The sequence below is a fragment of the Collinsella sp. CLA-JM-H32B genome (genome assembly GCF_040098065.1).
Taxonomy (GTDB): domain Bacteria; phylum Actinomycetota; class Coriobacteriia; order Coriobacteriales; family Coriobacteriaceae; genus Collinsella.
The window spans coordinates 23,640-45,633 of record NZ_JBBNNA010000001.1 but is presented as its reverse complement, the minus strand read 5'-3'; the positions used below and the strand labels follow the sequence as shown (position 1 = coordinate 45,633).

Here is a 21,994-nt window from a genome sequence, read left to right as displayed (position 1 = left end):
CAAGCGCTAGTAGTTCACCACCTGCTCCTCAAAGTACGCCTTCGGGTGGTTGCACACCGGGCACACCTCGGGTGCCTCGGCGCCCACATGCAGGTGCCCGCAGTTCAGGCACTTCCATACCTTCACGCCCTCACGCTCAAACACCTCGCCCGACTCAATGCGCTCGACAAGCTTGTTGTAGCGCTCCTCGTGAGCCTGCTCGACAGCACCGACGCCACGGAACTTCTCGGCGATCTCGGTAAAGCCCTCCTCCTCGGCGGTCTTGGCGAACTCGTCGTACATCGTGGTCCACTCGTAGTTCTCGCCCGCAGCGGCATCACGCAAGTTGTCCAGGGTGTCGGGAACGGCGCCGTCATGCAGATACTTAAACCACAGCTTGGCGTGCTCGGACTCGTTGCCTGCGGTCTCGGCAAAGATATTCGAGATCTGAACGTAGCCATCCTTCTTGGCCTTAGATGCGTAGTAGCGATACTTGGTATGCGCCTGGGACTCACCGGCAAAAGCGGTCTCGAGGTTCTTCTTGGTTTGAGAGTTCTCAAAATCCATAGGTGTACTTCCCTTCAACATGCCGCCCGTAGGCTTCGAGCGGCCTTGTCTTTAGGATGCCCTCAAGCCGAGAATTTAAACCTTACAATCCTCTTCTTCAGATTCGGGTTGGTTACACGCTTAGCCATCGGTCACCCTCGGAGCGGCAAAAGCCCTCGCGCTCCAAGTCGGCCAAAATGTCTGCGACAAGATCGTGATCGACCGGCTCGCGACCTGCCGCCGCCTCCATTTCGTTGACGCCCGCCACGGCCTCGGCGAGTGTGATGCCCGCCGGCCGCCCATCGCGCGCAGCCAGCAGCATGCGCACAATATGGGCGCGCTTTTGACGGCGCGAGCCCTCAAACTTAGACTGACGGCTATAGCTCGCCGAACGCCTGGACGGATTGGGCAGCGTCTTCTTAAGATACGCGCCATAATCCAGCAGCGCGTAATACCATGCGCGCGGTGTGTCGGCATCGTCTTGAGGCGCGGCAAAGGGCGCAATCTCATCCACCGCCGCACCAGGGGCCGCCGGACAGGCGGCCTGAATCAGCGGCACCAGCTCGCGATCGGGAACGGCCGGCACGTCGGGAAAGAAATGATGCAGAAAGACCGTGCGCACGTTGGTCTCCAGATACACACCCGGCAGATCAAACGCAAACGACCGGATGCCCTGCGCCGTCGCCGGGCCGATGCCAGGCAGCGCGACCAGATCGCGCGTCTCACGTGGGAACTCCCCACCCCAGTCTTCCATAACGCACTGAGCAGCTCTGTGAAGCGCCAGGGCACGCCGATTGTAGCCCATCCCCTGCCAGGCATCCAAAACGTCGGAAGGAGCGGCCTGAGCGAGCGCCTGTACGGTCGGAAAGCGGTCGAGCCACGCGGGCATACGCGTCTCCACGCGCGGCACCTGCGTTTGCTGCAGCATAACCTCGGAAAGCCAAATAATGTACGGGTCGCGCGTACGACGCCACAGAAGGTCGCGATAACGCAGGACCCCTTCCGAACGAATCATCGAACGAAAGGGGTCCTGAATCATGACAATGCTCCTTATGCGGCGCTATTCCTCCCGGCAAGCATACGCGCAGGCGGCGTACTCGGGAAACGCATCGCGGTCGGCGAACTTGGGATCGACAGCCGGGAACTGGCGATGGGCGACGATATCGCCGAGCGAAACGGAATCGAGATAGTCGCGCATCAGCGCCTGGGCTCCGGCCCACAGGGGATGATAGCAGCACGTGCCCATGCGCGCACAGTCGCCATCGGGGGCGGTACAGTCGTTCATGACCATGGGACCCTGAACGGCCTCTACAACCTGACGAATCGTGACATCGTCGGGGCTCACCTTAAGGCGCATGCCGCCATGAACACCACGCAGGCTCTCCACAATGCCAGCCTGAACCAAACCGTGTTGGATCGAACGGGCAAACGAATACGGAACATTGACCTCTTCGGCAGCAGTGCGAACAGAAAGCAACCGCTCCGGCTCCTCGGCAAGCATCGCAAGCATGCGAAGGGCATAATCAGTCTTCCTCGATATGTCCATGTTTCCCCTTTCAAGGAATACGAACAGCTCGAACGAGCTCCGGGGCCGAGCTTGTGTCGAGACGCCAAATGACCGCCTGGGCAACCAAATTATAAATTGGGTGTCCACTGAATGCCGCGCTTGAAAACTGGATGAATCAGGTACGGCCTACAGTGCAATTTAGTATAACCGAACCCCCTGCTTCATTGAACAGATGTTGCGCAACAAACCCCCTGCTTGAGCACATATATCAGTAGAGGCTGACTCACTCGTTGCAAATGTGGTGATTTGAATAAAGAGGCCTATAAGATCGATGGCCTATTAAACGCAAAAAGCCACGTCCGAAGACGTGGCTTTAATTGCGTTGGCGGGAAGTACGGGGCTCGAACCCGCGACCTCCGACGTGACAGGCCGGCGCTCTAACCAAACTGAGCTAACTCCCCAGGCAGTCGTTCGCGTTTGTTTCCGCTCGCGTGCGCTGCGGGGATTAGTATACACAGAAGTCTGTCCGCCGCGCAACAACTTTTTTGAAAAAATTTTTTGGCTGTCCGGGAGGGTCTCCGGGGCTGAGGGCGGGGGTTAAGTTTGCTGCTCTACAGTCCTGCGCAAGACGGAAAGCACATTAAGTGCTTTCCTTTGCGTGCGGAACTCGCGACAAACTTAACCCCCGCCCTCAGCCCCGGAGACCCTCCCGGCCGTCACATTGTTCGAGCCGTTGCTGTTGCTCGCCGCTTCGCGGCTCGGGATCCCCGTGCTCCTCGGCGAGGTTGTCTGATGGTTGTTGTTGAACTTCGGCCTTTGGCTCAAATGGAAACGGGAGATGCAATCTGCATCCCCCGTTTTTGTTGCGGTTAGTCCAAGTCAATAAACTTGGTGCTTATGACATGGCCGTCTTTTACGAGCATTCTGGCCATGGTGGGGCCTCGGGTGCCTCTGGGATAGCTGGCGCTGCCTGGGTTGAGGACCAAGCAGCGGCCCACTTGGGCTTCTTTAGTTACGTGGGTGTGACCGTTGATAGCTACGTCTACGGATCCAACCGGGAGGTCTTCGCGGTAGTGGGCTACGGCGAACTTGAGTCCTTCGTAGGTAAAGAGCGCCAAGCGGTCCACATCGGGGCCGTAGTCGCGGTAGTAGTCGTTATTACCCAGCACCGCTCGCACGGGGGCGATGGTGCGCAGGTGCTCGTAGTCCATCTCCGACGTAAGGTCGCCGGCGTGGATAATCAGATCCGCACCCTTAAGCTCGTCCAGGAGCGCAGGCGAAAGATAGCCGTGGGTGTCCGAGATAATGTCGATACGCTTGGCGCTTGCACTGTTCATGGAATCCCTTCTGCAAAACCGATTCGACGTATATGCAAAAAGCCCCACGGCTCCGCAGACAATTGGTCTACAGGGCTGCGGGGCCAGTGTACTAGAGGCTCAGGGCCTTCTTGAGCGGCACAACGCGGCGGCGCGAGACCGGCACGCGTTCGTCGACGCCCGTAATGCCCAGTTGGATAGCGCCCGAGGGCACCGTCTCGACATCCGTGACGCACGCCAAGTTGACGATATAGCGACGATGAACGCGAAAGAAGCCAAAGTCGCAAAGCTTGGCCTCGAACTGCGCCAACGAAGTCGTCGATAGAAAACGATCATCGACGGTATAGATACAGGAGTAATCGTCCTTGGCCATGATGAAGCGAATGTCATCCACGGGGATGAGGACCTTACGGCCGCCCTTTTCCACCGGAATGCGCTCGATGGTGGCTTTGCTGTCCGTGACGGGCTTGGCGTGCTGCATGACCTTCTCGATCGCGCGATCCAGGCGTGCCTCCTCAACCGGCTTCATGAGGTAATCGACGGCATCTACGTCGAACGCCTCGACGGCATGATCGCTATACGCGGTCACAAACACAATCGCCGGCGGATTCTTAAGCTTATGCAGTGCCTCGGCAAGCTGCAGACCAGAAGCGCCGGGCATCGAGATATCGAGAAATACGACATCGACGCGGCTTTCCATCAACATCTCAATGGCGGAGCGGACGCTCGACGCCTCAGTGATCGTGCCGATCTTGCCCGTCTGCTCGAGCAAGAAGCGAAGTTCCGAACGGGCCGGGGCCTCGTCATCCACAATCATCGCACGCAGCATAGGGATTAAACCTTTCGTCAACAAACTACGCTGGGCATCCGCCGCTTGGCGTTGAGCCCATAGCCTTTTATTTTACTCTTGAATATCAAAGATGCTCTCTGACAAATCAAGATGCAGGAGCACTTTGGTGCCCTTGCCCGGCGCCGATTCGACGCGCGTATAAGAGTGCGGTCCATAAAAGCGATGGATGCGCTCAGAAATATTGTGCATGGCCACGCCGGCGCCGCCGCCTTGCGGGGAACTGGCATCGGGGCGGGCGGAGCGCTCATCAAACAGCCTGGCGGCGGTGCCCTCGTCCATGCCCACGCCATTGTCGGCCACGGCAATCAGGATTGCGTCGTCGCCGTCTTGATGGACGGTCACATCGATCCGCAGGGCATCGCCATCGCCCATGCCATGCCGCACGGCGTTCTCGACGATGGGCTGGATTACAAAGGCCGGGACCAACGTGTCCTCGACATCCTCGGAGACATCGAAGGTCGCCAGTACGCGGTCCTCGCCAAAGCGCGCCTTCTCAAACGTCAGGTAGCGCTTGGTCTGGGCAACCTCGCGCGAGACCGGGATAAGCGACCCCGAGTTGTCGAGCGTGGCGCGATAGAACGAGGAGAACTCGCGCAGCAGCTCGCGGGCGCGCAGCGGGTCGGTACGCGTAAACGACGCGATGGTGTTGAGCGTGTTGAACAGAAAGTGCGGGTTGATCTGCGCCTGCAGGGCACGCACCTCGGCACGGGCCGTCAGTTCCTTTTGCACCTCGAGCTCGTGGATGGCGAGCTGCGTGGACAGGATCTCGGCAAAACCCGAGGCGAGCGCATACTGGGTACGGTCGACGGCACGCGGGGTCTTGTAGTAGAACTTGAGCGTGCCGACGGTGCGGTCGCCCACCTTGATGGGCGCGATGATGCCGGCGGGAACATGGTTGTGCGAGCCATCCGAACCCACCACGTCCACCACGCGGTTGAACGACTGCACGATGCCGTGCTCAATGACGTAGCGCGTGGCAAGCGTATGGATGGGCGAATCGGGCAGCAGCTTTTCCTCGAACTCGCCCGCGCAGGCCAGCACGTTGCTCTCATCGGTGATGGCAACGGTCATGGCACGTGTCTCGGGCAGAATACGCCGGCACACCAAAAGCGCCGATTCCTGCGTCAGGCCGCCCTTAATGTCCTCGAGCATGGCCGAGGCAACCGAGAGCGTCTCCTCGGTGTACTGGGAGCGTACCGAATCGGGGTTGAGCGTCAAATAGATAAAGATGCACAGGAAGATGCACAGCAGCGCACAGGCGATCACCGTGGCAATCGGCTCAATGCCAGTCGCCAGGGCAAAGATAAAGTACACCAACACGCAAACGGCGCAGACAACGGCGATGATGCGAAAGATTGAAATTGAATTATCGCGCTGGGCGCGGCGGTCGATCATTCAGCCCCCTCCAGGATGCTAATCAGTTGTGCGTCGCGCCAAAGTTCGTCCATGATCTTGGGCCAGAAACTCTGAAAACGCAGGTAGCTTGCGGCGTTTTGGCGGGCATAGGTCTTGGCCTCGTCAATACCATGACGCCAGATGCGCAGATACCCCTCGTGCTCGCGGGTAAACATGCTGCGAACCATGGCGGTCTTGCGCACGCGGTCGTCGAGCTCGCGCGAGATCCACGGACCCGGATAGGGCATGAGCGATGCGGCCGTAACCGGAATGAGCTCCTTTTGGTGCGCAGCGAACGTCAGCTTGGCCCGCTCGTAGTACCAACGGTACACGTCCTGCATAAAGCGCGGCGAGCGCTTCTCGGACTCGGGCGGCAGGTGGCGCACGGTCCACTCGTTATCGAACCACACGTCATAGCCGAACATGCGCATGTTAAACAGGTAGTCCAGATCCTCGCCGCGGGTGATAAACGGGTCGAAGGCCACGCGCGTAAAGGCGCGGGCATGCAGGGCCACAAGGCCGCCGCACACGTAATTGGAGCGCGAGATGCGGGTGCCCGAAAGCGCCTTTTTCATCCAGCGATTGAACTCGATACGCTTGGTCCACCAGCGATGGCAAATGCCCACTTTGTCCGTGGGAGCCAGCGGCGACCCGTCGCGATCGTAAAAGTATCCGCTCTTGACTAAAATCGGCAGGCCCTGACGCGTCTGTTGACCCAGTGCATAGGTCGCACGCTTCATAAAGTCGGCATCGATGACGGTCTCGTCGTCATCCAAAAACACAACCGCGTCGTGCCCCAGCACCGCCGCGCAGGCAAGACCCATGTTGCGGATGGCACCGTAGCCGCGCAGGCTCACGCACTCGCCCGAGCCTTTGGGCGCAATCTGCGCCACGCGGTCGGCAACACGCGAAGCCTGAGTATTGGTAACGATGGTGACCTTAAGTGTGGGATGCGCATTGACGATTTCGTGCACGCGATGGGATACGTCGGCCGTGGCAGAAACCGGACAGACCACCAAGAGAATGATGCGCGGAATGTCGCGCACCTGTTCGAGCGAAGTCAGGCAGCGATCGAGTTCCGGGTTGGCGGCATTGAGCGACGTCGAGTGATCGTAGGTGCCGGGAGCGTTTGCTTGGGTATCATCGCCCGCCCAATATGTTGGGATCACAACCGTGGCGTTCATACCTTTGCCCTCCTTGCAACACAAAAACGGGGCGCCGCCAAACACAGGCGACGCCCCGCGACCTAGCTGATTCCATCATACCCACTTGGGCTAAACATTGTTCGGAAGTCAGAATGATTTATGCGGCTACTTCCAAAAGAGTACTGCAGATAGGCACAAATGCTGCACTGAGCCCGGTTGCCTTACGCCGCCGCCTGAGCCATGCGGGACAGACGGACCAGCAGCACAAAGCCAACAACCAGCAGAACACCAATAGAAAGGACGCCCAGCGACGGGTTGCCGGTCAGCGAGGTGACAACCGACACCAGGAAGGTGCCCATAACGCTTGCGTAACGGCCAAAGATATCGAAGAAGCCGTAGTACTCGTTGGACTTTTCCTTAGGGATAATACGACCGAAGTAGCTGCGGCTCAGCGCCTGCACGCCGCCTTGGAACAGGCCGACCAAAATAGCGAGCACCCAAAACTCAAAGGCAGTCTTTAAGAAAAACGCGGCAAAGAGCACGATGCCCATGTAGGCGGCGACGGCCACCAAGATCATGTTGAGCGTGCCCACGCGTCCGGCGAGCTTGCCGTAGATGATGGCGGACGGGAAGGCCACAAACTGCGTAACGAGCAGAGCCAGCACCAGTTGGGTCGAGTCGATGCCCAGAGCCGACCCGTAGCTGGTTGCCATGGAAATGACCGTGTGCACACCGTCGATGTAGAAGAAGAACGCGATCATGTAGACCAGCACGGTCTTGTTGTGGGCGATCTCGCGCATGGTGTGTCCGACCTCGGAGAACACGCCGCCCACGATGTGGCCGATGGTGTCCTCGGGACCGCGCTCGCGACCGTACTTTTGCTTATAGGTGCGAATGAGCGGCAGGGTAAAGATGAGCCACCAGGCACCAGTGATGATAAACGACAGACGCGTTGCCAGCATGGTGGGGACGCCAAGAGCGGGGCCACCCATGATAAGCGCCAGGCAGATGATGAACGGCACGGTAGAACCGATGTAGCCCCAGGCATAGCCCGAGCTGGACACGGCGTCCATGCGCTCGTCGGTGGTAATGTCGGGCAGCATGGCGTCGTAGAACGTCATAGAAGAGTTAAGGCCGATGGTGCACAGCACGTACACGGTCAAAAATGCCATGGCGGACATTGGGATAGCCTGCGACAGGCAAAGAACCAGGCCCGTGAGGAAGAAGCCCAAGAAGAACTTGATCTTGTTGCCGGCGTAATCGGCAAGCGCGCCCAGAATGGGCATGAGCATGGCAATGACCAGCGAGGCAATCGTCTGTGCGTTGCCCCAAGCGACCACCAGGTCTGCCGAGGAAGCACCGGTATTGATGGCGTTAAAGTAGATGGGCACCACCGAGGTATTGAGCAGCACGAGGGCCGAGTTTCCCACATCGTACATGACCCAGTTACGCTCGAGCTTGGTGTATTTCATGGACAGGGACCCTTCGTATTCGCCCGATATGCAGTTAGTTCATCGTACCCCAATTGCACAGAGGCACCGGTAAGGATTCGGCAAAGGGGCCGAGAGCGACACCCGCGGCCTTTGCCCGGAACAAACTCCTCGCGCTCCAACGCAGTTGCGGTGGAATAGTTCCTATTCAAGGACTCCAGGAGTCCAAGCAAGAACTATTCCACCGCAACTTATGAGTCAGCTTGTTATTCCTCGCGGTCGAACTCCTCGTCGGCGCCGAGCACGCGGCCGCTGTAGTTGACGTGACCGGTCACGGCCTCCATGTCGCCCGTTTCGGTGAATCGGGCGACCGTGCACCCGTAATCGGCCAGCGCGCGGTCAAAGACCTCGGGGAAGCTCTCGTTCGAGACCCCATCGGTAAAGGGATTCTTCCACGTCAGATGGCCCAGATTGCCGGTGCGCTCGGGCGGCTCGGTCGTCACGCGGTGAGCAAGGCCATCGAGCAGGGAGTAGTCGTGTACCAAGCCCTCGACCAGGGCAATTGCACGCGTCTTGGCCGAGCCCGCCGGTTCAATGGTGCGATAGAGCAGCTGCATGTCGGCAACGGCGGCTCCGTACTCCCCCGCCGGGATATCGATACCGTACACACGCCCGGCGACATAGCTCATCAGCACGCCGGCGACACGATTGATGCGGTCGGTGGTGACGATCTCGCCCGCCGGCGGATAGTCCTCGGCCGTGGCCCCGTCGCGCTTGAGCTGCAGCATCAACACGTCCAGGTCACTTTCGAGCACCGCATGAACTTGACTGCCCGAATCCCCCAGCTCGGGATCGGATTCGACAATGCCAAACTGCTGCTCGTAGACAAAGGGGTGAGCATTACGGTCGAGCACGTAGTGCGACAGCAGGCCCAGCGCAAAGGCGCGGCCCAAGTTGGCATCGCGCGGGAGCAGATGGGACACGCCGTCGCGCAGGCACGAGAACTGGCGCGACATACGCGAGCGGTGCATGACCTGCGCCAGCAGCGTGCAGTCGGAAACGCGCGGCGTCAGGATGTGGAAGAAAAACGGGTCGGGACCCTGGTTGCCCAGGATAAAGGCGATGCGTTCCTCGTCGGACGTAATGACGCCCTGCGGAAGACGGTCGATGCTTTCCTCGCCAAACAGATGATGCGTAATAAGCGCGGGCATAATGATCCTTTCGATTTCATTCGATGCAATCCATTATGCCCACCGCACAGTCATGCCAAACCTGTAACGGCAAACGATGACACACCGACCCTTACGCTAGCCCCAAGTGCGATTTGACCTCGGCAGCACGACGACGGGACACGGGCACCGTCGAGGTTACGCGATCGAGCCTGAGCTCCATAAGACCCGTGGAACCGATCTCGACATTGTGCACGTCTTCCAAATTGACCAGATAGCTGCGGTGGACACGGATAAAGCCCTCGGAGGCCAAGCGCCGCTCGAGCGAGGAAATCGACTCGTTAATCAGGTATGTTCCCTCGGCGCAGACGGCGTTGCAAAAATCGGCGCGCGCCTCAAAGTAGCAGACATCCGCCACGGGAATGAACACCTTTTTACCCCCACGATCCACCGTCAAGCGCAAAGGCTGGCGCGGAGCATGAACGACACGGCGGGCGCCCAGGGCGGTCTCGATCTTGTCGAGTGCCTTTGACAGGCGGGCATCCTCGACCGGCTTGACGATGTAATCGACGGCATCGAGGTTATAGGCATCGGCCGCATACTCGGCAAATGCCGTCACAAACACCACGACCGGCGGTGTCTTTAGGTTCTGCAGCGTCTCGGCAAGTTCAATTCCCGAGCGACCGGGCATGGTAATGTCTAAAAACAGCACGTCGGGCTTGTTCGACAGAATCGACTCCACGGCTTCGGTGACATTGCCCGCCTCGGCAATCTGGCCCACACGCGCATCCTTTTCCAACAGATAGCGTAGCTCAGCCCTAATTGGAGGTTCGTCATCAACCACCAAGATGTTCCAGCCTTCGGACATATGCGCTTCCCCTCTTTTTCTCTCAATCCAACCGCGTGCTACACCGTTAGCGGCGCCGGCTCATGCGGCTCGCCGTTCAACTCAACGATGACCTGCGTTCCCACGCCCTCCTGGGACTTCACACGCATGCCAGAATCTTCTCCGTAAAAGAAATGGATGCGCTGAAGCACGTTGAAGAGCGCCAGGCCGCAGCCTCGCTTGACGGAGCCGTCGGCGGTAATGCTTTCGGGCTCCTCTCGGCGATGCTGCTCAAACAGATGCGCACAGACTTCTTCGCTCATACCGATGCCGTCATCTTCGACGATGATCTCCAAGCCGTCATCGGTCTCAAAAGCCCTAACACGAATAGAAAGCGACTCAGTCTCGCGCTGCGCATGCTTGATACAGTTTTCGAGCAGCGGCTGCAAGATAAACGGCGGTACCAGGCTGTCGCGCACCTCAAAGTCGATGTCGACCGAAACGCGCAGACGGCCGTCGCCATACCGGGCCTGCATAAGATTGATATAACGAGTGCCCTGTTCCACCTCGTGTTCGAGCGTGGTGAGCGTATCGGAGTCAGAAAGCGTCTGACGATAATAGTTGGAGAAGTCGATCAGCAGCGATCGCGCCTTGTCGGGCTCGGTTCGAACGAGCGACACGATCGTGCTAATGGTATTGAACAGAAAATGCGGGTCGACCTGCGACTGCAGGGCACGCAGCTCCACGCGGGCCGTAAGCTCGTCCTGGCGCTCGAGCTCAAAGCTCGCGAGCTGCGTGGAAATGAGATCGGCGAAACCCGAGGCAAGCGCCGTCTGGCGCATATCGATGCTGCTCAGGCGCGGGTAATACAGCTCGAGTGTGCCCACGCAATGCCCGCGCACGGTAAGCGGCGCGACAATGCCGGCGCGCAGGCGGGGAAAATAACCGCCCGTCTCACTGGAGGCGTCACGCGAAAAAACGCTCTGCTCGCCCGTCTCAATCACACTGAGCGTGGTCTTGAGCACTACCGGGGTTCCGGCAGGGCACTTTGCCGAGTCCTCGCCCCAGCTTGCCAGCACCTGCTTGCCGTCGGTAAAGCAGATGGCAGAAGCGATGGTCTCGGACAGGATGATTTTAGAGGCACCCAGGGCCGCTTCGGGCGTAAGACCGCGCGACGTATAGGCGAATATTTTTGATGCGATGGCGAGCGTACGGTCGGTTGCGCTCGATGTGAGGTCGTCGGGGACCACAAAGACATACGAGAAGAAGAAGCACAGCATGACCATGCCGGCAATAACGACAACGCCCGGAACAGGATTGGGATTATCGGTTAGATCCCAGATAAGCAGCAGGATAAGCGCCGGAACGACAATGCCGAGCAGGATAGCCTGAACCACATGCTGGGCCGTGCGAAAAACCTTGGTAGAGTTGTAACTCTTGCCCAGAATCAGCCTATTGAGATCCACCGTCATCCCCTTCTTACTGACGCACCCCATAGCAATAAAGAGGGCCGCAAGCGACCCTCTCCATTGCATTATGCAATCAAATACTGTGTTTTACATCAAGCCATCGATGAACGGTAGCTTAGGCGCTGTACTTGTTTGCCTCGCCGAAGGTACCGGCCTCGACAATCCAGCCGTCCTTCATGATGACGTCCATGTTGTCGGTGTTGAGCACGTGGATGTCGGCGGCGACGTCACCGTTGACGACCAGCAGGTCGGCGCACTTACCGGCCTCGATGGAACCGGTCTCGTCCTCGATGTGACACATCTTGGCACCGTTGAGGGTGGCGCAGGTGATGGTCTCGACCGGGGTGAAGCCGATCTTGTCGACGAACTCGTACATCTCCTCGATGGAGCAGGTGCCGTACGGGGTGACGAAGGAGAAGGAGTCGGAGCCGATCGTCATGACGACGCCGCGCTTCTTAGCCTCGCGCAGGCAGTCGTAGTTGCGCTGCAGCTCCTTCTCGACCAGGGTGCCCTCGTACTTGTCGTGCAGCTCGGGAACGTAGACGGGCGGATAGGTGGCGTACCAGGTGGGCAGGAAGGCAATCGTCGGGGTGAAGAAGGTACCCTGCTCGGCCATGAGGTCCATGGTGCGCTCATCAATATCGAAGCCGTGAATCAGCTGCTCGCAGCCAAAGCGGACGGAATCATAGGCGGCGGCGTGGTTGTTGTAGCAGTGGCTCCACACGGGGATGCCGACCATCTTTGCCTCTTCGACCACGGCCTGGATCTCCTCGGAGCAATAGTGCTGGTCGCGACCGGAATCCCAGCGCCAGATGCCGCCACCGGTGGCCCAGATCTTGATGGCATCGGGGTTCTCGCGCAGGCGACGACGGACGGCCTTGCGCAGATCCCAAGGACCGTCGACCTGGTCGCCCCAGGGGTGGGATTCCTTGTTGAGCTCCTGGGTGCAGTGGTGGGAGTCGCCGTGACCGGCAACACGGCAGAAGCCCAGACCGGTGGCCAGAACGCGCGGGCCCTTAAAGACGCCCTTGTCGATGCAGTCGCGGATCTGGATACCAAAGCGGCCGATCTCGCAGACAGTGGTGAGGCCGTGGGTGAGGCAGTCGTAGGCCTGCTTGACGGCGACGGCCTGCTTCTCGAGGAGCGGCTGCATAACCCAATCGGTGTCATCGTCGGTCAGGTTGCCCGAGAAGTGCAGATGGGTGTCGATCAGGCCAGGAAGGACGGTCTTGCCGGCGGCGTCGATGACCTCAACGCCCTCGGGAAGGTCCTGCATAGTGCCGGCGTACTCGATCTTGCCGTTGTCGTCGACGAGAACGAGGGAGTTCTCGACCGGCTCGGCACCGGTACCGTCGATGAGCTTGCCGCCAACGATTGCATACTTAGTGGACATGGTTCCTCCTTATGGATCCATATAGTGGGCGAGGCCGTGTTGGGTTAAGGCCTCACAAAGCTACCCAAATGGTGCCGGGTTCAGTGCGCGGGAGAGAGGGTCCCGCGCACCCGATCCGCCCCGGCTAGGCGTTACTTTTGCGGGAATTGGTGAAAGCCATGAGGGCCAGGCCAATAGCCAACCAGCCGATCACGATGCTCCACTCCACCATGTTGAGGGAGGCGGGAGAGAACGGAATCACGAGCAGACCGATGATGATGGCGCAGGCAGCGATAGCGAGGCCGATGCCAAACTTGCCGCCGGGCACCTCGTAGGGACGAGGCAGGTCGGGCTCGGTGAAGCGCATGCGCAGGCAAGCGAGGGCGACCATGCCGCAGGAGAAGATGAAGGCGAGAGCCGACACGTTGGTCAGAGGGATGAGCATGTTCTTGCCCAGGAACGGACCGATGACGGTGATGACGCCCAGAACAACGCAGGCGAGCTTGGGAGCGCCGGACTTGGGGTCGACCTCGGCGAACTTCTCGGGCAGTTGGCCCTTGCGGCCCATGGCGAGCATGATGCGGCTCGTGGCGCCGTAGAAGGAGTTCATCGGGCCCATGGGTCCAAGCGTGGCGATGACGAGCATGGCCAGGTACAGAAGCATGTTGATGCCCTTGAGGCAGGCAAGCGCGGGAACCGGGCTCTTAACAAACTCATGCCAGTCGAGGATGGTGCCGAACGAGTAGATGCAGACCATGTAGAAGCCGCCGGCGGCCAGCAGGGCCAGGGAGATGATCTTGCCGAACTTGTTCCAGTTGAGGCCCTCGGCTGCTTCCTCAGCCTGCTGAGGAATGGTGTCGAAACCGGCGTAGAAGAACGGGGTCAGAACCAGGACCGACACGATGCCGGCGAACAGGCTGGCGCCCTCGGTAGCGGCCTTGCCGCCACCAGCGTCGGTGACCTGGGAGAACACGGGCATGGCGTTGTCCGGCGAGCCGGTGAACAGCGAGACGCCCATGGCGAGCAGCATGCCGCAGAGCAGGGCCTTGGTCAGGAAGGCCTGGAGCTTGGCGGCCGAGCTGGCACCGCGGAAGTTGAGGAAGATGACGTAGGCTGCAAAGCCGAGCGCGATCAGCGTCGGGAACAGGTAAACGTCGGCGCCCAGGATGGTGTAGAGCTTGACGGCGCGCAGCCACTCAAGACCGGGCAGGCTGCCGAACATCTCGGACACGAGGGTCGAAATGGCGATGGCCTCCCACGGGCACAGGATACCGTTGCCCAGGGCCAAAAGCCAACCGGTGATGTAGCTCAGCGTACGGCCAAAGCTACGATCGACATACTCGACGATGCCGCCCGAGATGGGGATAGCAGCCGTGAGCTCACCGAAAACAGCTCCGACGGGCACGAGGAAGATTGCACCCAAGAGGAATGCGATCATAGCGGGAACGGGACCGCCGCCCACGACCATCCAGTCGCCGACCTGCAGAACCCAACCGGTACCGATGATGGCACCGAAACCGATGGTGAAGAAGTTCCAGAGCGAAAGCGTTTTCTTCATGCCGCCGTTATCCTCGACTGCAACTTCTGCGTTCTTGTCCGCCATTGTTCCCCTCCTTTCCTTTTTGACGCCCCTTGACGTCACCCCTTGCGCGGTCCGTTTCGCCGCGCTCTTTTATTTCGTGGCTTTAAGATACGGCCTTGGCGCAGCAGCTCCGCTTGTAGCTCGACCGAAGGCAGAACTGCAAAACGAGCGGCGCCGTTTTTGGGACGAACGGCGAGGGGCGCCACTCGGTGCGAGCGCCCGTTTTGATGGCGCGATTCGATTGCTCGCGGAAGGTGTCGCTTTATGGCGCCAAGCCCACCCTGTTCGTGCCGTTTATCGAACTTTTGTCGCACGTGCTCATTTGCTGCACGTCTTTTTTGTAGGATGAACGGGTTATACATGAGACGAGGCGGTACAAATGGCATATGAATACAATGACGGCGAACGGCAGCGAAACGTTCGCCTTGCCGGGCGTACCACGCCAACATCCAGGAGTGTTTCTGACAACGACGGGCCGCAGAACCCGCAGCGTCCGCAGAATCGCCCCTCGTCGTCTATGCCGCAGAATGCCAACACGCGCCAGACGGATCGCCCATACTCGGGCACCTGTCAACGCCGGGCCGAAGTGCCTCGGCGGCAGAAATACGATCGGCGAAAGTCTGGCGATCACATCAGCCGTTTCTTTTCGAAGCCCCGCGGCGGACGCGGCGCAAAGCAGCCACGGCCGATGGGACGTGCCAGGGCCGCCAATCCGCAGATTCATCGTCTCCGTCTTGCCCTGTGCTCCATCATGGCATGTCTGGCCTTTGTGTATCTGGGGTCGTGTGCCTCGCATGGCTCTGCCGGTCTAGAGCCCACCGCCGAGGAAAAGCTCCTCAAAGCCCCGGTCGCACTCGGCTACTCGTTTGCTTTTTCGACCCCGCGTTCGCAGTGGAGTGCCGGCACCATGCCGCATATCTACCAGATTGACCCCGCATGGTCGGAGCTGCCCTACGCCGGCGGTACCATCCGCCAAAATGCCTGCGGCCCTACCTGCCTCACCATGGTCTACATCTTTAAAACGGGGCGCACCGATATGACACCGGCAGATATGTGCGCCCTTTCCGAGGCGGGCAACTATGCCCCCACCGGTGCCACCGAGTGGTCATTTATGACGAGCGGCGCATGGCAGCTGGGGCTTAACGGGACGCAGCTCTACAACGATCGAGACTCGATGGCCCAGGCCTTGCGCTCAGGTGCCCCCGTAATCGCCGCCGTGCGTCCCGGCACGTTTACCAACGTGGGTCATTACATCGTGCTCTACGGCATTGACGACGCCGACCAGATCGGTGTCTACGATCCCAATTCGCCCAGCCGTAGCGCCCGCCGCTGGGGCGTCGTAGAGGTCCTCAATGAAGCCGAAGCCATGTGGGCCTACTACTAGTCATTGGGGACAGACTTAAATGAGTGGTCGTTGGGGACAGCCTTTAGGGACTGTCCCAAGCTGCCGGCAGGAAAGGAACGTCCCCAAGTGCCGGGCTGAAACAAAAGCCCCGCAGCCGGAGCGGACTGCGGGGCTCATGAAGAGAGGCTAGTTTGCGGGCGCTTTGCCTGGCGCCCACGAGAGAGGCAACAGAGTAGAGACTACTCGTGGATGCGGGTACCGGAGAGGCCGGCCATGGTCTCGGCGGCCTTGTCCAGAGCACCGATGATGCAGGTGCGGCCCTTGCGGGAACGGGCAAACTTGATGGCAGCGCGGACCTTGGGCTCCATGGAACCCTTGCCGAACTGGCCCTCGTCGGCCAGGCGCTCGGCCTCGTCGGCGGTGATGTCCTCGAGCTCCTCCTGGTTGGGCTTGCCAAAGTTGATGGCGACATGCTCAACGGCGGTCAGCAGGAACAGAACGTCGGCGTCGCAGTCCTCGGCCAGCAGCTCGCCGCCCAGGTCCTTGTCGATGACGGCGGGAACGCCCTTATAGCAGCCCTTGTTCTCGTAGTCGCGGACGACGGGGATGCCGCCGCCACCGCAGGCGATGACGATGAACTCGTTGTCGAGCAGGTTGAGGATGGAGTCAGCCTCGACGATCTTCTTGGGATCGGGGGAAGCGACGACGCGACGCCAGCCGCGGCCGGAATCCTCGACGAAGACCTTGGAAGGATCCTCGGCCATGAACTCCTTGGCCTGCTCCTCGGTGTAGAAGGGGCCGATCGGCTTGGTCGGGTTCTTGAACGCAGGATCATCCGGGTCGCACTCGATCTGGGTGACGACGGTGGCGGCGTGCCAACGCTTATAGCGCTTGTGCATCTCGCGGCCAATGCCCTGCTGCAGGTGATAGCCGATGTAGCCCTGGGACATGGCGCCGCACTCGGGCAGCGGCATCTCGGGGGTGCCGATGGCGTCGTGGGCAGCGGCGAAGGCGTTCTGGATCATGCCAACCTGCGGGCCGTTGCCGTGGGTGATGATGATCTCGTTGCCCTGCTCGATCAGGCCGAGGAGAGCGTGAGCGGTGTTGCTCACGGCCTCGATCTGCTCAACGGGGTTGTTGCCGAGGGCGTTACCGCCAAGGGCGACGACGATACGATCGGGCTTGCCAAGAGGCTTAGACATTGCTGGAATCCTTTCTGTAAAAGGCCTACAACCCATTAATAACCCGCGCCCGTGCGATACGCGAGTTTATTAAGGTTTATATTCTCTTTATCGCTCATTTTATTCATTTTGAAAATAGCTGAACGGTGAACGGTCGTTTTTATCCGCTCAGCGTACAGAACCCCAGCTCAAGCATATCTACGTCATTTACGTGCAACTTTATTTTAATAGAGCAGGGATTAGACCAGATTATGCAAACTTTATCTTTGCTAAACATAAAACAGACAGCGCAAAATCTTACTCGCACTATACGAGATTCTATGCACTTATTGGACGAGTATGCAGCCCTGCAATAACATGGCGTTTTTCATCCAACTTAAGGAATAGACGAGCGCCCATACCGCGCGTCGGCCGGCAGCCGGCGAGCCGTCTCGTCGATTGCCGCTTCCAGAAAATCAAAAACTGATATTGCGCGCAATTGCTGCATGGTACTTTAGCGAAGAACAGCGCGGGCTGGGGCGACAGAGATTTGTCGTGAAGTTTGGGTTCGGCGACCCCGCTGCTGTCTTCTCCTTATCCGCCAGCGAACCCCTTGAGCGACGGATTGAGGAGGTCCTTACTATGACAAAAATGCTCAAGATCACGCTGAATGGCGAGACGTTTCTCGCCGACATGCTCTGGGACAAGGCTCCCGAGGCATGCAAGCTGTTCGAATCATCCTGTCCAGTCGAGTCACGTATCTTTTCGGCCAAGATCTGCGATGCCGAGGTAACCTATCCTGTCTCGGGCCCCATCGCCAATTACGAGCACATCGAGAACCCCGTCTTTCACGAGCCAGCGGGCGCCGTGAGCTGGTATGGCGGATGGTCGTCAATCTGCATCTTCTTTGACGTGTGCGAGCCCTTTGGCACCTGCAACATGTTCGCCCGCATCTGCGAAGCCGACCGCGAGCGTTTTGCCGCCGCCTGCCGCAATGTCTGGGACAACCAGGGCATGTACATTAAAAACGAAATCGTCGAGATCGAAACGGAGGCCTAAAGATGATGGATATCAACAATCTGCTCACGCTCGACCTTGCCGAGTACACCACTGCACTTGAGGCCCTCGCCGATCAAATGATGCTCGAGGAACCGCGTGACATCGACTACATGCGCCGCCGCAAACTCGACACCGGCCGCGAATTCGCCGTCTGGAACTTCACCGTCGGTTACTGCATGAACGCCGCCGACGCCCTCTCCCTCCTGCGAGCCCAGGCCAACGAAAACGCCAACGACGGCACCGCCGACCTCGCAACGATCAAAAACAGTGCCGCACGCCTGTGCGACTGGTTCTCGGGCGCCTTCGACGTCACCGGCAAAATGGATGACACGACGGCAATCCTCGCCCACAGCCGCGACCTCTACGCCCAGGTTGAGACTCACGAACAGTTCGCGGCCCTCACCCGCGCCACCGAGCGCTATCTGGTCCAGCTCCAATTTTGGGTCGACCGCCAGATTCCCTGGCCGGCTATTAGCGACCTCGTCCACGGCTACCGCCTACGCACAGAGTCCGGCGAGACAAGGTAACCAAGCAAGCAGCACCGACAACACCCCACCATCGGGATCCAAAGTAAGAATCAGAGGGCTGGAGACGCACCCAACAGCGTCCCCAGCCCCTTCGCAAAGTAGAGCACTGTTTCAGTGGCTTTGAGGCCTATTCGAACCTTTGCTATCTCCCAATTTTTGTATATTTACGACAATATTATCTGCCAATTTTTGTATGATTTTAGGCGATTCTATCTGTTAATTTTTGTCATTTGGGGGTTTAATGCTACGCCGTAAGGTCACTGATAGGCTTTTGAGCTGGAAGAATAACTCCAATAAGGCATTACTCGTTACTGGTGCGCGTCAGATTGGCAAGAGCTATGCGATTCGCGCGTTTGGAAAAAGCAACTACGCGTCGTATTTTGAGGTCAATTTACTACTCGATGTCGAAGCAAGGAATGCACTTGTTGGCGCAAAGAACTCCGTTGACTTTATCAACCGCGTAGCCCTTCTTGCGGATGCGCCGCTTGTTGAGGGCGATACGCTTGTCTTTGTCGATGAGATTCAGGAGTATCCGCAGATCGTTACACTCATGAAGGCGTTGGTCGAGGATGGGCGCTTTAGCTATGTCTTCTCGGGGTCTATGCTTGGGACTGAGTTTAAGGGGATCTCTTCTTTTCCGGTGGGGTATGTAGAGCACATTGTTATGCGCCCGATGGATTTTGAAGAGTTTTGTTGGGCAAACAGCGTCAGCGAGAATGTGCTTGCAGGCATTCGCAGCTGCCTTGTCGAGAAACATCCTGTCGAAAACTATATTCATGAGGCGATGCTCAAGAACTATAGAGCTTATATCGTTTGCGGCGGCATGCCGGAGGTCGTTCAGAATTATATTGATTCGGGTTATTCGCTCGTGAGCACACGTGAGCTTCAAACTCAGCTGGTCGATCAGTACAAAAGCGATATCTCAAAATATGCATCGACTCGAGCGTTTAACGTTCGGTCGATTTTTGAGCAAATTCCCGTTCAGCTTGAGGCGGAGTCTCATCGCTTTGTTGTTTCGTCTCTGGGTGAGGGAGCTCGCCTTAAAAAATATGAGCAGGATTTCCTGTGGCTTGTTAACGCAGGTGTTGGATTGATGGTCGCCAGGGTGACGGAGCCACGGAGTCCTCTCAAGAGGACGGAGAAAACGACAGCCTTCAAACTATACGAGTCTGATACAGGCATGCTCGCATCGCGATACCCTGGCAGCACTGCACGCGCTGTCTATCTTGATATGAAAACTCCCAACCTTGGTGGTCTCTATGAGAACGTGGTCGCGCAGGAACTCGTTGCCCTCGGGGCGGATGCATGGTACTACCAAACGCGTGAGGTCGGTGAAGTTGACTTTGTGATCGAAGGCGTCCACGGTCATGTTGTCCCAATCGAGGTCAAATCGGGCAAGAAAGTTCGAGCGCATGCGGCCCTCGATCGTCTGATGAGTGTGGGCGAGTACAAAATTCCCGAGGCCGTTGTACTGAGCCACGAGAATCTCAGCAAAGAGGGCAAGGTTCTGTACGTTCCAATCTACATGACGTTTTGTCTCGATGAGTTTATGGAAAAGGATGACCCCAATAACGATTTCTCGTTCGCGCCCATATCTCTCTAGCCATTTGAATCCGCAATCCAGCCACGCCCTCCATCCATCCCCAAAGTGGCGCGAGCTTTCGCGGCAAAGCCGCGAAACAGCGACCGGGACAAGACGATATGAGAAAGCCATTTGGGTCGCCTCCCCCGCGGCGCAGCTTCTTTCCGCGGGCTCGGGATGCCACAATGGGCTTTGAGTATCGGCCCGTGCGGTAGCCCTTACCGCACCTGCGGGGAGGAGGCTTCCCATGCCCCATGTTACCTCCATCGGCCTGGACGTCCACGCGCGATCGGTCGCCGCCGCGGCGTTCAACCCCTTCACCGGCGAGGTGGTGCACCGTGACTTCGGGACGGACGCCGCCGAGATCGCGGAGTGGGCCCTCGGGTTCGAGGAGCCCAGGGCCTGCTACGAGAGCGGCCCCACCGGCTTCCACATGGCGCGCGAGCTGCGCGCGCTCGGCCTCGACTGCGCCGTGGCCGCCGTCTCCAAGATGCAGAGGCCGGCGGCGGACGCGCGCCGCAAGAACGACCGGCGCGACGCCGAGTTCATCGCCCGCATGCTCGCCACCCACAACATCGTGGAGGTCCCGCTGCCCGATGCGGCCGTCGAGGCCGCCCGGGACCTCGACCGCGCCCTCGACGACGCCACGGCAGAGTACCGCCGCGCCAGGCAGCGACTCAACATGTTCCTGATCAGGCTGGGCCACGTCTGGGACGAGCGCAACGCCGACGGGACGAGGAAGGGATCCTGGACGCGCGCCCACTGGAGATGGATATCCGGGATCAGGCTCGAGGGGCCCCAGCGCGACGTGCTCGAGTACTACGTCACGGCCGCGAGGTGCGCGGAGTCGGACCGCCGGCAGCTCGAGAAGAAGGTGCTCGCCCTCGCCCGGACCGACCGGTGGCGCCCGGCCGTCGAGGCGCTCTCCTGCATCAAGGGAATCGACACCCTGACGGCCTTCAGGCTCGCAGCCGAGGCGGGCTCCTTCACGAGGTTCCGGACGGCCCCGGCCTTCGCGAGCTGGTGCGGGCTAGTCCCGTCGGAGCGCTCGAGCGGCGAGACCGAGCGGCGCGGCGGGATAACCAAGACGGGCAACTGGCTCGCCAGGACGGCACTGGTGGAGTCGGCGTGGCACTACCTGACGTGCACGCCCCGCCCGAAGGCCCCGGCGCCCGGCGCGGACGTCCCCGCGGCGATCCGGGCGCGCGCCGACGCCTGCACCGCCAGGCTCTGCCGCCGCCGCGAGGCGCTGGCGGCGGCGGGCAAGAGCTCGTGCAAGGCAAACGCCGCCGTCGCGCGCGAGCTCGCCTGCTGGGTCTGGGAGATCGGGCGCCGGGCGGAGGGGACCCTCAGCTGACCCCGTCGGACAACAAGCCTCCCGCCGGGAGGGCCCGCGCCTCGACGCATCGCCGGCGCGCGTTCACGAGCCCTTTTTGGGCAGCCCAAGGGCCGCGCCCGTGAACAAGACTGGTTTCGGACGAGCGCGCCGGACGGAGAATCGAAATGCGGTGGGGTGTGCGGACATACCGGGCTGACCGCCGGCAGCGCGCCCGCAAGAGCCCGCGGATATTAGCTTGCCAGGCAAGCGTCGACTAAACGTGCAGCGTGCGCGGTCCCTCCCGACGGGAAACGAAAAAGCCCGGTTTAAAACCGGGCTCGAACAAACACGCCTATTGACAATGGCTTTCTCATATTAAAGGCCCCCACAGCCACGTCCTTCATCAGCCCACACAAT

The 21,994-nt window shown here is 59.6% G+C and carries 19 protein-coding genes and 1 tRNA gene; 5 read left to right on the top strand and 15 right to left on the bottom strand.

What is annotated here, in order from left to right:
- Window positions 1-6: 6 nt before the first annotated feature.
- From rbr to AAA138_RS00115, 14 genes are all read right to left on the bottom strand, one after another.
- Window positions 7-546, bottom strand: coding sequence for a rubrerythrin (rbr, locus tag AAA138_RS00180; protein ID WP_349089118.1), 540 nt, complete (start codon window positions 544-546; stop codon window positions 7-9).
- Window positions 547-658: 112 nt separating this feature from the next.
- A complete protein-coding gene (locus AAA138_RS00175) occupies window positions 659-1,564 on the bottom strand; it encodes an adenine glycosylase (protein WP_349089117.1) in 906 nt (301 codons plus the stop codon).
- Between the two features lie 21 nt (window positions 1,565-1,585).
- A complete protein-coding gene (locus AAA138_RS00170; RefSeq protein ID WP_118080686.1) occupies window positions 1,586-2,071 on the bottom strand; it encodes an Rrf2 family transcriptional regulator in 486 nt (161 codons plus the stop codon).
- Window positions 2,072-2,415: 344 nt separating this feature from the next.
- A tRNA-Asp gene (locus AAA138_RS00165) sits at window positions 2,416-2,493 on the bottom strand.
- A 408-nt stretch (window positions 2,494-2,901) separates the two neighbouring features.
- On the bottom strand, window positions 2,902-3,369 hold the full coding sequence (locus tag AAA138_RS00160) for a YfcE family phosphodiesterase (RefSeq protein ID WP_161115171.1): 468 nt from the start codon (window positions 3,367-3,369) through the stop codon (window positions 2,902-2,904).
- Between the two features lie 91 nt (window positions 3,370-3,460).
- Window positions 3,461-4,177 (bottom strand): response regulator, encoded by a 717-nt coding sequence (locus AAA138_RS00155; protein ID WP_118238181.1) that lies wholly within the window; start codon window positions 4,175-4,177, stop codon window positions 3,461-3,463.
- Window positions 4,178-4,249: 72 nt separating this feature from the next.
- Complete coding sequence (locus tag AAA138_RS00150; protein ID WP_349089116.1) at window positions 4,250-5,593, bottom strand: histidine kinase; 1,344 nt, start codon at window positions 5,591-5,593, stop codon at window positions 4,250-4,252.
- Window positions 5,590-6,777 carry a glycosyltransferase gene (locus AAA138_RS00145; RefSeq protein WP_349089115.1) on the bottom strand — a complete coding sequence of 396 codons (1,188 nt, stop codon included), beginning with the start codon at window positions 6,775-6,777 and terminating at the stop codon, window positions 5,590-5,592. The genes AAA138_RS00150 and AAA138_RS00145 overlap by 4 nt, the downstream gene beginning before the upstream one ends.
- Window positions 6,778-6,959: 182 nt before the next feature.
- Window positions 6,960-8,210, bottom strand: coding sequence for an MFS transporter (locus AAA138_RS00140; RefSeq protein WP_349089114.1), 1,251 nt, complete (start codon window positions 8,208-8,210; stop codon window positions 6,960-6,962).
- 224 nt (window positions 8,211-8,434) lie between these two features.
- Window positions 8,435-9,379 (bottom strand): zinc dependent phospholipase C family protein, encoded by a 945-nt coding sequence (locus AAA138_RS00135; protein WP_349089113.1) that lies wholly within the window; start codon window positions 9,377-9,379, stop codon window positions 8,435-8,437.
- 91 nt (window positions 9,380-9,470) lie between these two features.
- The gene (locus AAA138_RS00130) at window positions 9,471-10,205 is read right to left on the bottom strand and encodes a response regulator (RefSeq protein ID WP_349089112.1); all 735 of its coding nucleotides are present in this window, start codon (window positions 10,203-10,205) and stop codon (window positions 9,471-9,473) included.
- A gap of 38 nt (window positions 10,206-10,243) precedes the next feature.
- Window positions 10,244-11,635, bottom strand: a complete 1,392-nt coding sequence (locus AAA138_RS00125) for a histidine kinase (protein WP_349089111.1) — start codon at window positions 11,633-11,635, stop codon at window positions 10,244-10,246.
- Window positions 11,636-11,747: 112 nt separating this feature from the next.
- Complete coding sequence (locus AAA138_RS00120; protein ID WP_055310078.1) at window positions 11,748-13,025, bottom strand: amidohydrolase family protein; 1,278 nt, start codon at window positions 13,023-13,025, stop codon at window positions 11,748-11,750.
- A 124-nt stretch (window positions 13,026-13,149) separates the two neighbouring features.
- Window positions 13,150-14,607 (bottom strand): APC family permease, encoded by a 1,458-nt coding sequence (locus AAA138_RS00115; protein WP_349089110.1) that lies wholly within the window; start codon window positions 14,605-14,607, stop codon window positions 13,150-13,152.
- 667 nt (window positions 14,608-15,274) lie between these two features.
- Here AAA138_RS00115 and AAA138_RS00110 point away from each other — a divergent pair.
- Entirely contained in the window at window positions 15,275-15,970 is a 696-nt protein-coding gene (locus tag AAA138_RS00110) for a C39 family peptidase (RefSeq protein WP_349089109.1), read from the top strand.
- 200 nt (window positions 15,971-16,170) lie between these two features.
- Here the strand turns inward: AAA138_RS00110 and arcC are convergent, their stop codons facing one another.
- The gene (gene arcC, locus AAA138_RS00105) at window positions 16,171-17,133 is read right to left on the bottom strand and encodes a carbamate kinase (protein WP_055310076.1); all 963 of its coding nucleotides are present in this window, start codon (window positions 17,131-17,133) and stop codon (window positions 16,171-16,173) included.
- Between the two features lie 600 nt (window positions 17,134-17,733).
- Here arcC and AAA138_RS00100 point away from each other — a divergent pair.
- The 4 genes from AAA138_RS00100 (at window position 17,734) to AAA138_RS00085 (ending at window position 21,616) form a co-directional block, all read left to right on the top strand.
- Entirely contained in the window at window positions 17,734-18,150 is a 417-nt protein-coding gene (locus tag AAA138_RS00100) for a DUF3830 family protein (protein ID WP_154518619.1), read from the top strand.
- A 2-nt stretch (window positions 18,151-18,152) separates the two neighbouring features.
- Entirely contained in the window at window positions 18,153-18,677 is a 525-nt protein-coding gene (locus tag AAA138_RS00095; protein ID WP_349089108.1) for a hypothetical protein, read from the top strand.
- Between the two features lie 271 nt (window positions 18,678-18,948).
- Window positions 18,949-20,280, top strand: coding sequence for an ATP-binding protein (locus AAA138_RS00090; protein ID WP_222846629.1), 1,332 nt, complete (start codon window positions 18,949-18,951; stop codon window positions 20,278-20,280).
- Window positions 20,281-20,506: 226 nt separating this feature from the next.
- A complete protein-coding gene (locus AAA138_RS00085) occupies window positions 20,507-21,616 on the top strand; it encodes an IS110 family transposase (RefSeq protein ID WP_349089107.1) in 1,110 nt (369 codons plus the stop codon).
- Window positions 21,617-21,994: the final 378 nt, after the last annotated feature.